This is a genomic window from Armatimonadota bacterium (assembly GCA_035527535.1).
In the GTDB taxonomy this organism is placed as follows: domain Bacteria; phylum Armatimonadota; class Hebobacteria.
The window spans coordinates 44,471-57,836 of the sequence record DATLAK010000072.1; the positions used below are offsets into that span (position 1 = coordinate 44,471).

13 protein-coding genes are annotated in these 13,366 nt (G+C 68.8%); 3 read left to right on the top strand and 10 right to left on the bottom strand.

Going from position 1 to position 13,366, the window contains the following annotated elements:
- Positions 1 to 71 precede the first annotated feature (71 nt).
- Both VM221_04770 and VM221_04775 read right to left on the bottom strand, forming a co-directional pair.
- Positions 72 to 1,391: a tetratricopeptide repeat protein gene (locus tag VM221_04770; protein HUT74135.1), complete on the bottom strand. Its 1,320-nt coding sequence runs from the start codon at positions 1,389 to 1,391 to the stop codon at positions 72 to 74.
- 26 nt (positions 1,392 to 1,417) lie between these two features.
- Complete coding sequence (locus VM221_04775; protein ID HUT74136.1) at positions 1,418 to 2,263, bottom strand: ParA family protein; 846 nt, start codon at positions 2,261 to 2,263, stop codon at positions 1,418 to 1,420.
- 281 nt (positions 2,264 to 2,544) lie between these two features.
- Here VM221_04775 and VM221_04780 point away from each other — a divergent pair, with 281 nt between their 5' ends.
- Together VM221_04780 and VM221_04785 are read left to right on the top strand one after the other, a co-directional pair.
- Positions 2,545 to 2,970, top strand: coding sequence for a hypothetical protein (locus tag VM221_04780; GenBank protein ID HUT74137.1), 426 nt, complete (start codon positions 2,545 to 2,547; stop codon positions 2,968 to 2,970).
- 6 nt (positions 2,971 to 2,976) lie between these two features.
- The gene (locus VM221_04785) at positions 2,977 to 3,978 is read left to right on the top strand and encodes an NDP-sugar synthase (protein ID HUT74138.1); all 1,002 of its coding nucleotides are present in this window, start codon (positions 2,977 to 2,979) and stop codon (positions 3,976 to 3,978) included.
- Positions 3,979 to 4,060: 82 nt separating this feature from the next.
- Here the strand turns inward: VM221_04785 and VM221_04790 are convergent, their stop codons facing one another.
- Positions 4,061 to 4,333: a DUF3467 domain-containing protein gene (locus tag VM221_04790; protein ID HUT74139.1), complete on the bottom strand. Its 273-nt coding sequence runs from the start codon at positions 4,331 to 4,333 to the stop codon at positions 4,061 to 4,063.
- Positions 4,323 to 4,586, bottom strand: coding sequence for a hypothetical protein (locus VM221_04795; GenBank protein HUT74140.1), 264 nt, complete (start codon positions 4,584 to 4,586; stop codon positions 4,323 to 4,325). The genes VM221_04790 and VM221_04795 overlap by 11 nt, the downstream gene beginning before the upstream one ends.
- A gap of 340 nt (positions 4,587 to 4,926) precedes the next feature.
- Between VM221_04795 and VM221_04800 the strand changes: the two genes are divergently transcribed.
- The gene (locus VM221_04800) at positions 4,927 to 6,699 is read left to right on the top strand and encodes a tetratricopeptide repeat protein (GenBank protein HUT74141.1); all 1,773 of its coding nucleotides are present in this window, start codon (positions 4,927 to 4,929) and stop codon (positions 6,697 to 6,699) included.
- Positions 6,700 to 6,724: 25 nt separating this feature from the next.
- On the opposite strand, the gene VM221_04805 is transcribed toward VM221_04800, so the two are convergent.
- From VM221_04805 to VM221_04830, 6 genes are all read right to left on the bottom strand, one after another.
- Positions 6,725 to 8,164 carry a HEAT repeat domain-containing protein gene (locus VM221_04805; protein ID HUT74142.1) on the bottom strand — a complete coding sequence of 480 codons (1,440 nt, stop codon included), beginning with the start codon at positions 8,162 to 8,164 and terminating at the stop codon, positions 6,725 to 6,727.
- A gap of 138 nt (positions 8,165 to 8,302) precedes the next feature.
- Positions 8,303 to 9,313, bottom strand: a complete 1,011-nt coding sequence (gene ruvB, locus VM221_04810; protein HUT74143.1) for a Holliday junction branch migration DNA helicase RuvB — start codon at positions 9,311 to 9,313, stop codon at positions 8,303 to 8,305.
- Positions 9,314 to 9,353: 40 nt separating this feature from the next.
- Positions 9,354 to 9,965: a Holliday junction branch migration protein RuvA gene (gene ruvA / locus VM221_04815; protein HUT74144.1), complete on the bottom strand. Its 612-nt coding sequence runs from the start codon at positions 9,963 to 9,965 to the stop codon at positions 9,354 to 9,356.
- A complete protein-coding gene (ruvC, locus tag VM221_04820; GenBank protein HUT74145.1) occupies positions 9,962 to 10,474 on the bottom strand; it encodes a crossover junction endodeoxyribonuclease RuvC in 513 nt (170 codons plus the stop codon). Before ruvC ends, ruvA begins: the two co-directional genes overlap by 4 nt.
- 170 nt (positions 10,475 to 10,644) lie before the next feature.
- Positions 10,645 to 11,661 carry a dihydrodipicolinate synthase family protein gene (locus VM221_04825; GenBank protein ID HUT74146.1) on the bottom strand — a complete coding sequence of 339 codons (1,017 nt, stop codon included), beginning with the start codon at positions 11,659 to 11,661 and terminating at the stop codon, positions 10,645 to 10,647.
- 262 nt (positions 11,662 to 11,923) lie between these two features.
- The coding region (locus tag VM221_04830) for a hypothetical protein (GenBank protein ID HUT74147.1) at positions 11,924 to 13,366 on the bottom strand (1,443 nt) is incomplete at its 5' end.

Genomic DNA, 13,366 nt, shown 5'->3' on the forward strand with positions numbered 1-13,366 from the left:
CCGGGCAAGGGCTACGGCCTCCGGATTGCTCCGGAGGCCGTTCGCTGTGGGCAGCGCATCGCGCCCTCGGGTCAGCGCGAGGGGGCGGTGCGGTGCAGGAAATGCAGGAACGCCCGCGCGGGCTTCCAGGCCTTGCGCTTCTCCAGCTGCTCGAGTTCGTGGGCGGCGTTCTCGTGGCCCAACTCGCGGGCGCGCTCGAGGCATTCGCGCGCCGGCTGGACGCGCCCCATCTCCATCAGCGTCTTGCCGTAGAGGAAACGGTAGTCAGGATTGTCCGGGTCCGATTTCAGCAGCACCCGGTAGTAGCTCGTCGCTTTCTCGTGCTCGCCGGACTGGCGCAGCGCGTTCGCCTTCATCAGGTATGCGCTGATGGTCTGCGGGCTCAGCGTCGCCAGCTTGGCCACGTCCACGACGGTGTCGCGCTGGAAGCCGAAATTGCCCACGAACAGGCCGCGGAAGTCCAGCGCGGCGATCTTCGGGCCGAACTGCTCGGTCAGCGCCTCCGCCTTGGTCGCATATTTCCGCGGTAGGGCCGCGGCCGGTTCGGCGGGCACCATCTCCGCCGCCGCGACCGGCTCTTCGTGCTCGCAAGCCGCTACGGCGTCGGCCGCAACGGCTGCGGACACCGGGGCCGGCTCGTCCCGAGCGTCGTGCGCGGCCGCCACCCATTTCTCTTGCGCCTGTGCGTGGTCGCCGTCGCGCGATCCCACCTGCGGCTGGTCGGTGGACTCGCAGATATCATTCGCTTGCCGCGGCGGCAGGTCGTCGGCGCAGTGGTATTCGGCGCACACCCCCGCAGCGGCGGCGCGGACGATAGCTTCCTCGCCGGCCGTCTCCCCGGTCTCGTCCGCGCGAGCGGCGACCATCGGCTGCGCTGCCGCGGGTTCGGCCTCCGCGGCGACCGCCATCTCGTGGCGTAGGGCATCGCACGCGCTGAGGGCGCCGACCTCGTCGCGACGCGCGCTGGAAGCGGCGGCGCCGAATGGCTCCACGGTGAGATGCAAGACGCAGAAAGAGCTCGACTGGTACTCGGGGCTGCCGTGCGCCAGCAGTGAGCGGGCGGCGACCTGTCCCGCCCGCGCCGAGTCAATCGGGTCGTCGGTGCCGCGCACGAACACGCGATAGCCCGCGTCCAGCACCGACCTGATTTTCGCTGTGGCCTCCCGCTCGCTCTCGCACTGCTGGGGGCGCTGCTCGCGCAGCAGGGCGACGATGCCCTCATCCACCGCCCCCCGCACCAGAGCCTCGACCGACAGTTCGCCGATCGCATGCGAGACGGAGCCCCAGCGGCGGATGATGCCCGCAGCCTCGGAAGACGAAATAGTGATGAGAACGTTGGCGTCGTCCGCGACGCCGGCGCTGTCGGTTTGCTGGTCGTTGACGTATGTCACTGTAACCTCCAACCTCCGCGGAGCGCTCAACTCGATCGCGCCAGTCGCTCGATGAACTCGTCGGTGACGGCCTCGTAGGCCTTGGCGGCCGATGCGCTCCGATCCAGGAGCACGATCGGCCTGGCGCTGGCTTCGGTCTCGCTAACCGCGACGTTCTTGCCGATGACGGTGTGGAAGAGGAAGTCGCCGTACTCCTGCTCGATCTTCTCTGCGAGCAGCTTGTAGATCACGCCGTCAAGGGCGGTGCTGCGGTCGAACATGGTCACCAGGATGCCCAGCGTCTTGACGCGGGGGTCGAGCTGCTCGTAGAGCGAAGCCACGGTCTCCGCCAGCAGAGACATCCCCTGCAGCGAGTAGAACTTGGCCTGCACCGGCACCACCATGTCGGTCGCGGCCATGAGCACGTTGACCGTGACCAGGTCGAGTGAGGGCGAGCAATCAACCATGACGTAGTCGTAGCGCTTGGTGAACACGCTGCGGGCGTACTCGATGAGCTTGTTGCGCAGGCGCACCTCGCGGCCGACTTCGGCCACCAGCGTCTTGTTGCACATGTTGAGGTTGGAGCTGGAGGGCACGACGTCGAGGTTGGCGATGCCGCTCTCGATGATTGAGCGCTCCAGCGGGTAGCGCGGGTCCAGCAGCAGCATGTGGCTCTGCGCTTCGACCGCGTCGGGGTCGAGCCCAAAGGCGAGGGTGGCATTGGCTTGGGGATCCATGTCCATGCACAGCACCGAGTGGCCGCGCTCGGCAAGCGCGGCGGACAGGTTGACGCACGACGTGGTCTTGGCGACACCGCCCTTCTCGTTGGCGAAGGCGGTGACCCGCATGCCCCCGTAGCTGTATCCGGCCTCAGCGAGCGAGTATCCCTCCATGCAACACCTCCGTTGCGCGGCGGGCAAGCGGCCCCGTCCGTGCCTACCGTATCGGAGTGGGTGGAGCGAGGAGCGGCATCGAATCCCCCAGGGGCACCGCCGGCGCTCCCGCAAGCCGGCAACCCGGCGTCCGATAGGTCGTTCGGCCTATTTATTCCACATGCGGGCGCGCACTTCACATCACCCGCCTTGACCCCTCTGCATGTGGCGGCTATAATCGTGAGCGTGTAGGCGGGATCGGCTCGCCGAGGGGCCTCGGCGTCAGCCTTCGGGAGGATATGATGAGCGAAACGACGGAAGTGCTGTTGGCCATCTACCTCGCCATGTACATCATCGTCGGCCTCGCCGCGCTGATCGCCATTCTCTACGTAGTCCTCAAGGTCAAGGGCTTTCTGCGCCAGGTGAGCGAGCGCGTCAACCCGCTGGTCAAGCAGGTCGAGGACACCGTCTCCAAAGTCACCTCGACCGCGCAGCACGTGGCGGAGCAGGCGGAGCAGATCACCCACACCGTGCGCGAGCAGGCGGAGCATATCGCCCACACCGCCCGCAGCACCGCCGACCACGTCGCCAGCCGGGTCGAGTCCACCACCGATCTCCTGCGCGACACTATCACCGAGCCGGTGGTGAGCGTCAATTCCGTGCTGGCCGGGGTGCGCAAGGCAGCCGACGTGCTGCGCGAGCGCTGGACGCGTCGCTCGAAGGACTGATCGCCGGTGCCCTCCTCCCCGCGCGCCATGATCCTTGCCGCCGGCGGCGGGACGCGCCTGCATCCTCTCACCTTCGCTGCCGCCAAACCCATGGCGCCGGTGCTCAATCGCCCGGTGATGGAGCACATCCTGGCGCGCTTGCGCCGCCACGGCGTCACCGACGTCATCGCCAATCTCCACCACTACGGCGAGCAAGTCGCCTCCTACTTCGGCGATGGCGAGCGTTTCGGCGTGTCCCTGCGGTATTCGCGCGAGCAGGAGCTGCTGGGCACCGCGGGCGGGGTCAAGCACGTCGCCGGCTTCTTCCGCGGCGAGACCTTCTTCGTCATCGGCGGCGACGACCTCGCGGATTTCGATCTGGGGGCGATGCTCGCCTTCCATCGCCGGCGCGGCGCGCTGGCGACAATCGCGGTGGTGGAAGTGGCGCCAGCCGCAGTGAGCCACTACGGCATCGTCGTCGCCGGCTCGCGCGGGCGCATCCGGTCATTCCAGGAGAAGCCCCCGCCGCGTGAGGCCCAGAGCCGTATGGCCAACACCGGCGTCTATCTCTTCGAGCGCGAGGTGCTCGATCACATCCCGCCGCGCGAGTTCTTCGACTTCGGCCGGCAGGTCTTCCCACTGCTGCTGCAGCGCGGCGCCCCCTTCTACGCGTGGCAAGCTGACGGCTACTGGAAGGACGTCGGCAGCCCGCGGGAATACCTGGAGGCGAACCTGGAGGCGCTGGCGGGCAAGGCCGGCCTGCACCTGCCGGGCGCAGAGGTCTCGCCTGGAATCCGGTGCGAAGGCAAAGTGCGGGTCGAAGGGGCTGCGATCGCGGCCCCCGCGGTGCTCGGCAGCGGCTGTCGGCTGGCGGCGGGGTGCGCGGTGCGGGGCTCGGTCATCGGCCCGCGGGCGCGCATACCCGCGGGCGCGCGCCTGGAGCGCTGCGTGGTCTGGGGCGGCGTCGAGGTCGGCGACATTGAAGCGCGTGATGCCGTCTTCGGCCCGGGGTGCGTGGTGTGGGTGTGAATCCGGCGCAATGCCGCCTTGCCTGACTGCCAGCGGGCAGGCGGGGGCGGTGAAGGTCTCCCTCGGCGGCGGTCAGCGGCGCTCAGTGCATTACCGACGGCTCGTGCGGGAGCTCGGGGACTTCGCCGAAGGTCTTCTCGTAGTTGCGGATATTCTCTTCGAGGGCGCGCACGAGCGACTTCGCGACCACCGGGTGCAGGACGATGCGCACCAGGGGCGGCGCGGGGTTGGGGTCGGGGTGCTCGGGGCTGCTGCGCTTGAAGTCCACCAGGAACTCCAGCGGACCGTGCGTCAGGCGCGCGAAGTTGGCGTAGATGACGGGGAAGTCTTCGGCAGCGTCGTAGTCAAATGGCATCGTCGTTGCCCCCCGGGGATGATGCTTGCTCGGCCGCCTCCAGCTCTGCCTCGGCCTGCTGCGTAAAGCGCCGCAGATCGGCGCGAATGGCGGCCTCGGCCAGGGGCACCAGCGACTCCAGGAAGGCTCGCCGCGGCGAGTCGAGGATAATCGGGCGCGGCTCGCCTTTGTCGTCGGGCGCAAGATAGACCCCCAGATCTCCCAGCGCCCCCAGCGACAACGGGAAATCGAGCGGGTTCTCCTCCGGCCGCATGTGCGTTGTCCTCCGCGTCATGAAGTGCCCGCTGCTGTTCGCTGTTCGCATTGTATCATCCGGCCGCTCCGCTGGCAAGCGGTTTGACACCTCGGCTGGCTGTGGGATATACTACCGGCGTCAGCGAAGCAAGGCCAGGTGCGCGCTGGGGCGCGATTTCGCTGAAGTCGCGCGTATTTCGCCCCGACCGGTGGGGGCGCCCACGTGCTGCCTGCGATCAGCCGGGGGGATCCCACGCCTCGCCCCCGGCGACCGCTCTGGCGCGGTGCGACGCGGCCACGCAGGCCATATCCAGGCAGCCATCGAGTCACCATTCCATTCGGCTGCGCTCAGGACAAGCATGAGTCATCTCGGTCGCGGGCGTAAAGACCGCCCCCCTCGCCGCCGCCCGCCCAAGGGCGTGACCCGGCCCCTGCCGCCGATTGCCCTCGACGCGGCGGCGCCGGAGCGGTGCGATCCCACCCCCCGCCCACCTGAGCCGCCTTGGCTGCCGCCGGGCGCCCCCGCATCTCGCCCTGCCGCCGATCTGTGGCTGGTGGTGGTGCTGCTGGCCCTGGCCGCGGTTCCCTTTCTGCCTGCGCTCAGCAGCAGCTTCGTGTGGGAGGACCAGGAGCTGGTGGTGGGTAACCCGCTGTTGCGCAGCCTGGGCAGCATCGCGGCGGTGTTCGCCCACCCCTTTCTGTCGGCGCGCCCCGACAGCTATCACCCGCTCGTCACCCTGACGTACCTGACCGACTTCCAGGTGTGGCGGCTTAACCCCGAGGGCTACCACAGCACCAACCTGACGCTGCACCTGGTGGCGACGCTGCTGGTGTATATGGTGGCGATGCAGTTGCTGCGACGACGCCCCATCGCCTTCGCCGCCGGCGCGGTGTTTGCGGTCCACCCCGTGCACGTACAGTCGGTGGCCTGGATCGCCGGGCGAGCTCAGCCCCTGGCCACCTGTCTCGCCCTGTTTGCGCTGCTGGCCTTTGGCTCTTACGTCGTCGCCTTCGATGGCGGGCCGCGGTCGCCCGGCCGCGTGCGGGCGTACTACGCCGCAAGCCTGGGCGCCTTCACCCTTGCGCTGTTCGCACACGCGGCGGCGGCGGCCCTGATTATTCTCCTCCCCCTTTACGAGGTCGCCCTTGCGCGAGCGCGCCTCTCCGCACAGCCTGGATGGCGCTTCTGGCGCCCTTATGCGGGATTTGCCGCCGGGGTGGCCTTGTACCTCGCCGCGCGCTGGTCCGCGCTTGGCTATCACCTGGCAGTGGGATTCGACTTGGGGGCCTGGACGGCGCATCTGTACACGACACCGCTGTGGGCCGCGCGGGCGATTGAGCTTCTGCTGCTGCCGGTGAATTCGCAGCCCTACCACCCGATATGGTTGGCACCCAGCCCGCTGCGACCGGACGTGCTGACCGCGACCTGCGCGCTGGCGGTGGTGGTCGCGGCGGCGGTGCGCCTCAGAGCCGTCTCGCCGCCGGCAGCATTCGCCGTCTGGTGGGCGCTGTTGACGCTCGCCCCGACGCTCAACCTGCTGCCCGTGGGCGGCCCCCAGTTTGCCGAGCGCAACCTCTATCTACCGTCGGTGGGGGTAGCGATCTTCATCGGCTGGGCGGCCGTAACCGCGCACGACTTCGCCCTCGCTCGCGGACGCGCCCGGTTGCGCGCGCTGATCGCGGTCGGCTTCGCGTGCGTGATCGCCTTGGGCATGGTTGCGACTTCCGTGCGCAGCGGGTGGTATCGGGACGACACTACGCTCTTCACCCGCATGGTGCGCGGCGCGCCGCGCCTGGGGCTGGCGCACTTCAACCTCGGCAATGCCTATTTCGTACAGGGCGACCTCCCCGGCGCCGTCCGCGAGTACGAGCTCGCGATCCAATCGCGACCCTCGGCGGCGGCATACCACAACCTGGGCAACGCATACCTGGCACAAGGGCGCTGGGGGGAGGCCGCCGAGGCCTATCGCAATGCGCTGCGGCTGAATCCCGACGCCCCGGCGACGAACCGGGCTCTGGCTGAGGCCCTGCGCGCACAGCGAGAGTCAGAAGCTCCGCTCCAGGGCGCGGTGGAACCGTCGTCACCCGACGATGCCGTGTTCCCAGGCTGGCTGACGCCGAGACGGCACTGAATCGCGCCGCGCGCGCCCTGCAGGGTCAGCCGGAGCTCTTCCCGGCGCCGCGCGCGCGCAACGCCTCGGCCGCGGCCCACTTGAGGTTGGGGGAACCGGAGGCCGCGACCTCGCGCAGACGGTCCGCCGCCGCGGGATCTCCGATCTTGCCGAGGGTCACGACCGCCCACTGCGCCGTGGGCGCCGACGGGCTGTGGGTCGCCTGCAGCAGCCGCTGCACCGGCGCGTTTCCCATTCGCGCGAGCCCGTCGCTGGCCAGCATGGCCTTGGCGTTGTTGTGGCCATCGAACAAGGCGATGAGCGGCTCCACCGCGACCGCCCCGACATCGCCCAGGGCCGTCGCCGCCGCGTTAGCCACGTGCCAGTCGCCATCATCGAGCGCGGCCGTTAGCGGCGGGACGCCCGCGGCGTTGCCGTTCCACCCAAGCGCGCGCGCGGCGGCAACGCGCACCTTCCAGTCTCGATCGCCGAGCGCGCCGACAAGCGCGGGCACTGCTTCGGGGGCGGCGACCCAGCGCAGCGCTTCGGCTGCGCCGCGGCGGACATAGAGGGAGTCGCTGCGCAGTCCCTGGGTGACGACGGGGCCGGCGTTACGGCCGATCCGCTGCAGCGCCCGCACCACGCGGTTGTGGAACTGGGTCTCAGGATCGCGCAGCTCGGCCAACAGGGGCGCGGCCCCCCGCGGGTCGCCGATCTGACCCAGGGACATGGCGACATCCATGCGCAGTTGGGGGTCTTTGAGGTACGGAATCAGCGGCACCGTCCCCCGCCGGTCGGCAATCAGGCCGAGCGCAACGATCGCGGTCGCCTGCAGGTCGGTGATTTGCAGCGCGTCAACAGCCGCCGGCACAGCCCGACGGTCCCGGGCTTCGCCGAGGACGCTGATGGCAGCCTTGCGCAGGTTGTGGTCCTTGCTCCACGCCTCCTGGCGCAGCGGCGCCAGCGCGGCGCCGCCGATCTTGCCCAGGGCGATCGCCGCTTGCTCCTGCTGGCCGGCGTCCTTCAGAGCCTTGGTCAACTCCGGCACCGCCGACCACCCAATGCGCACCAGCGCGCTCACCGCAGCCGCCTTGGCGCGCGCATCGCCGTCCTTGAGCACCGGCATCAGGTAGGGTATGCTCTTTGGGCCCAGGCCGGCGAGGACGTTCGCGGCCGCCTGCTGCGGGCGGTCCTCGGGATCCTTGATGAGGACCACCAGTTGGGTCATCGCCTGCTTGGTGGCGACGCGGCCCAGGGCGACGGCGGTATTGGCGCGGCGCTTCTCGGTCTGCGCCGGCAGGATGTCCGCGAGCACGCCACGCTCGAGTAGGACACCGACGGCGTGAGTCTGCGCCTCGGGATTCCGGCTGTCGAGGTCGCGCATGATTTGTTGCATGCCGGCGTAGCGTATCCACAGAAACGCTACCAGCCCAACCACCACCAGCAGGGCCACCACGTACCACACAGCCTTGCGGTTCTCTTCCATGGGACTCCTCGACTGGGATTTCGCCTGTCGTATTCGACGTTACCCGCCCGCGTCCTGCTCCGATGGGCGCGCCGCGGGACTTTCCGCCGCCCCGCCGTCGCGGGCGGGGCGCAGCCGCGTGCGCACCGGCGGCCGGGTTCAGAACAAGGCCTGCTGCCCGTCGCCGTGGCGCTGGTCGTCCTCGCCCAGATGTCGGTACGCGGTCTCGGTGGCCTGGCGCCCGCGCGGCGTGCGATTGAGGAACCCGATCTTCAGCAGGAAGGGCTCGACCATGTCCTCCAGGGTGTCGGTCTGCTCATTGAGCGTGGCGGCGATGGCCTCCATGCCCACGGGACCGCCGCCGTAGTTGCGGATAATTGTGAGCAGGAACTTGCGGTCGAGATTGTCGAGGCCGCACTCATCCACGCCGAGCTTGCGCAGCGCCTGGTCGGCGACCTGACGGTCAATGAGTCCATCGCCGCGCACCTGCGCATAGTCGCGCACGCGCCGCAGCAGGCGATTGGCGATGCGCGGCGTGCCGCGAGCGCGCACGGCGATCTCGCTGGTGCCTTCGGCATTCAGGGCGACGCCCAGTATTCGCGCCGTTCGCCGCACGATGGCGGCAAGCGCCTGCTCGGGGTAGAAGCCGAGGTGATGGAAGATGCCGAAGCGTTCTCGCAGCGGCGCCGAGATGAGGCCGGTGCGAGTGGTGGCGCCGATGATGCAGCATGGCTGGATGGGGATCTTGATGCTGCGCGCGTAGGGCCCCTTGTCCTGCACGAAGTCAACCGTGAATTCCTCCATCGCGCTATAGAGGAATTCCTCCACCACCCGCGGCAGGCGATGGATCTCATCAATGAACATCACGCCGCGCGGCTCGAGGTTAGTGAGGATGCCGATGAGGTCGCCGGGGCGCTCGAGGGCCGGCCCCGAGGTGCTCACGATGTCCGCGCCCATCTCCGCGGCGATGATGTGGGCGAGGGTGGTCTTGCCCAGGCCCGGCGGCCCGTAGAACAGGGCGTGGTCGAGCGCTTCACCCCGCTGCCGCGCGGCCTCGATGGCGATGGCGAGGTTCTCCTTGACCTGCTCCTGGTCAATGAAGTCGGCGAGGGTGGCGGGGCGCAGTTGCTCCGAGCAGGGCTCATCTTCGCCCTGTTCCTCGGGGCCGATGAGTCGCTCCCGAACCGGCTCGTCCTTCTTCACGGGCGCCTCACTTGCCGCGCAGCTTGTAGCTCAGGTTGAGCACGTCCTCGACCGTCTGCGGGCACTGCCCCGCCGCCAGCGCGCGCTCGACCATGCTGGTGGCTTCGGCGCGCGCGTGGCCGACCCTGGTGAGCAGCTCGATCGCCTCTGCCTTGAGATCCTCGGGCGCCGGGCCGCGATCCGCCTCGTCGCGGATGAGGCAGAACCGTCCTGCCTTGCCTTGCAGCCGGGCCACGATCTCCTTGGCCTTGCGCGCGCCCACGCCGGGCAGCCCTTGCAGGGCGTGCAGATCGCCGTCCTCGATCGCCTGGGCGATGCGGCTCACCGGCGCCGCCAGGGCGCGCACCGCCAGCCGCGGCCCGATGCTCGCCACGGTGATGAACTGCTCGAAGAAGTCCCGCTCCAGCTCGTTGCGGAAGCCGATCAGCACCTGCGTCGCGCGCGAGTGCTCCAGGTGCAGGTACTCATAGGTCACCAGTTCCAGGGGCTCGCCTTCCCGCGCCGCCAGCGACTGCAGCACCCCGGCTGGGATCAGCACCTCGTAGCCGATGCCGTTGACCCCCAGGATCACTCCGTAGGGCTTGCGCTCCAGCACGCGCCCGCTCATGCGCGAGATCACCGGGCGGCCTCCGACGTCATCAACGGGCGCGCCGCCGCTGCTCGCGCCCGGCCCGCGTGGCACAGCGCGAGGGCGAGGGCGTCGTACGCGTGGTCGTCACCGCGGTGCGAGCCGATCCCCAGTCGCCGACATACCATCTCCCGCACCTGGCGCTCGCTCGCGCGCCCGTTTCCGGTCAGCGCCCGTCGCACCTCCGACGCCCCGTAGTGCACCACTTCCCGCTCCGCGGTCCCCGCCGCCATGCAGATCACCCCGCGCGCGTGCGCCATGAGAATGGCGGTGCGGGGGTGACGATACTTGGAGTAGACTTCCTCGATCACCACCACCTCGGGCTGCCATTCCTCGAGCACCTCGGTGATCGCTTGGTGGAGGCGGCGCAGTCGCGCGCTCAACTCGCGTCCGCCCGGACGGATCACCCCCGCCTCGGTCAGCGCCTCGCGCCGGCCGTTGACGTCAACGATGCCGTAGCCGCTGGCGGTGAGACCCGGATCTATCCCCAGCACGCGCACGATTCGATACTCGCTTGCCCACGGCCGCCTTCGCAGGCCCGCATCAGGCCTGACGGCAACCGCATTATAGCAGCACCCTCGGGGAGCGTAAAGCGCGCTGCCAGGGGCGCCCCGACCGGTGGCGGCGAGATAGCCGCGACTTCAGCGAGGTCGCGCCCGTGAGTCGCGCCCTATGGCACATCTGTGCCGCCCTGCACGGCACCGCGATATTCGGCCACTCGGCGGTCAACGATCTCGGCGAATCGCCGCACCGCCTCCACCGGCGGCAGCTCGCGCCGGCGCTTGTCGTAGGGCTCCATCGGATACCCCTGGGCGGCGATATAGAGCTTGCCCGCGATCGCCCCGTGGATGCCAAGCGCTTCCAGCTCCTGCAGGGTGGCGTTCACCTGTCCCTGCGCGACGTGGGCGCGGTCGAGCCGCCCCGCCCGATAGTGATGCTCAACCGCGTAGATCATCTCCGGATGGGTATTACAGCCGCCGCCGATGACGCCGACCGCGCCGCGGGTCAGCGCGTTAAGGTAGAAGTGCTCCGCCCCCGCGATCATCGCGAAACCGGTGCCCGCGACGACCCGCGCGATGGGATCGAAGACGCCGTGATCGGTGGTCGAGAGCTTCATGCCGCCGATGCGGGGGAGCGTCAGCAGGCGCCGCATGAGGGACGGGGTCATGCAGTACTCCGGCGGCGTCGTCTGCGGTTGATAGGCGATGATGGGGATGCTCACCGCGTCGTTGACCGCGCGGTAGTAGGCGAAGATGGTGTCCTCCAGCGGTGTCCCCGGTGTGGGCGCCAGCGCGGAGGGCAAGACCAGCACCACCGCGTCCGCGCCGCGCTCCTGCGCGTGCTGCGACAGGGCCACGGCTTGCGCGGTGTAGCGCGCGGGGTCGGGCCGATGCTCCGGGTCGCCGTCGAACTCGCCGACGCACCCCGCCAGCACGCCGATCTTCCCGCCCGCCTCCGCCAACACGACAGCGAACAGCGAGCGGGCCTCGTCCATGGTGAAGGCGTACATATCTCCCACCCCCGAGCGGACGAACACGGAGCGGACGCACTTGCGGCTCTGCAGCCAGCGCACGAAGCTGCGTGCGCCGTCGAGGTCGAGGCGGCCGTCGGCGTGCCGCGGCGTGAACATGGGGGCGATAACCCCGGTCAGAAACGTAGGGGCCGCCGGCTGGGAATGGGAGTGCAATACCGCCTCCTCTCGGGGGGAGTCCGCTGCAACAGACGCCGCGGGGTGGTGCCACCCGCCGTCACTGCTTCTGCATTTCGGCGGTCACGCCCGACGCCCCTGCAGCGGCTTGCAGGCCGGCTTGACGCCCGAGACCGGGAAGCACGGAATGACGCGCGACCGGCCTCGCTGAAGAAGATCAGCCGCTTCGACCGCAGATACCGCTGCGTGCGGTGGAGCTGTAGGCCCCACCGCGGCCACCGCCTGACAGGCCGCGGGTCCGCTACCGCCCCCGCAGCCTGGTAATCTGCTCAGCGATCTTGGCGCGATAGTCCATGAACAGATTGAAATCTACCTCGTAATCGCGAGTCCACCGGGTGATTTCATCGATGTATTTCAGGCTATATCCGACGATGGCCTCCACGGCTTCGTCACTCAGGGCCTGGGCCGCGTCAGCCTCAGCAGTACGGCCGGAGGCGCGTGCCTTCTCGATTTCCTCGCGCAGGACGTACAGCGCTCGCCAGTCCTCGACCCCGTCGCGCACGGCCTCCCAGCGCCGCGACGTGACGACCTCCTTGTCAGTCTGGTACACCGCTCCGTAGCCCTCGCTGTCCAGCGCCCACCACATATCGAGGTCCTTATAGACCCAGAACCCGGACCCCGTCGCCCCGAAGCGCCACGCAAGCCACGGGCGTATTCGGTAATGACCCAGGGGCAGCAGGTCTTTCGCCGGTCCGGCGGCTTCATAGAACCAAAACGTCTTTGCGTTCTCCCGGAACCATTTCACCAGCTCCCGGTCATGTTGCAGGACGTCAACCTGCGGCTGCCAGATGTCAATGAGGTCTTTGAACTCCTCTATATACTCAATGCGCACCAGGTTCGCCGGATCAGCATAGTTGCGCACGCGCGGGTCGGCCCGCTTGGTCAGCGTGCAGAACCGCCGCAATGGCGGAATGTTGGTGAAGCCCGTGAGCCACGGCTCGTCGATAGGATAGAACCCCCACCGGTCGTAGCCGATGCCCATTGACTGCAGATGCTTCACCATCTCCCCGATCGCGGTCTTGACGCCGTTGAAGTAGAGCTCGCTCTCGGCGGGCGCATTGATGCCCTTGGGGAAGATGGGGGTCGGATACGATCCCCACAGGAACTGCCAGTGCTTGGGAACGCGCGCCATCTGCCGGTCGAACCTCGTCCAGTCAACCTCGCCGGCGAGGTTCCCTCGCTCATCAAGCGGCACCCGCGGCAGTGACGAGCCGTAAATCACCGACATCCCGTGGTCAATCATGTTCTGCAAGGCCTGGTCCGAGGCCGCGTCCAGGCTCGCCCAGTTCATCAACTGGTACTTGTCCGTGGGCAGACTCACCGGCCACACCTGGATCTCGATGGGCACCTCGCGGAAGGTCAGATCATCCTTCTCCGCCATTGTCCCCAGGTACAGCGTGAGCCGGTGGGCGCCCGGCTCCAGCCCGTAGGTCTTCACCGTCAGCCACAGTTGGGCGACCTCACGCGGGGCCAGCTCGATCACTCCCGAGCGGTCGAGCTCCGGCAGCACGTCATACACTATATCGCTAAATGCGCCGGCCACCGGCAAGAGGCGGTGCAAGGTCGCCTGTTTGGCCAGCTCCGGTGATTGGTTGGGCGTCGAGCCGCCTGCGCGCGCGGGTCGTTGAAAGGTGCATCTGACGCGGAGGGTCTTCGCCGTCGTGTTCAAGAGGTTGAGCGCGAC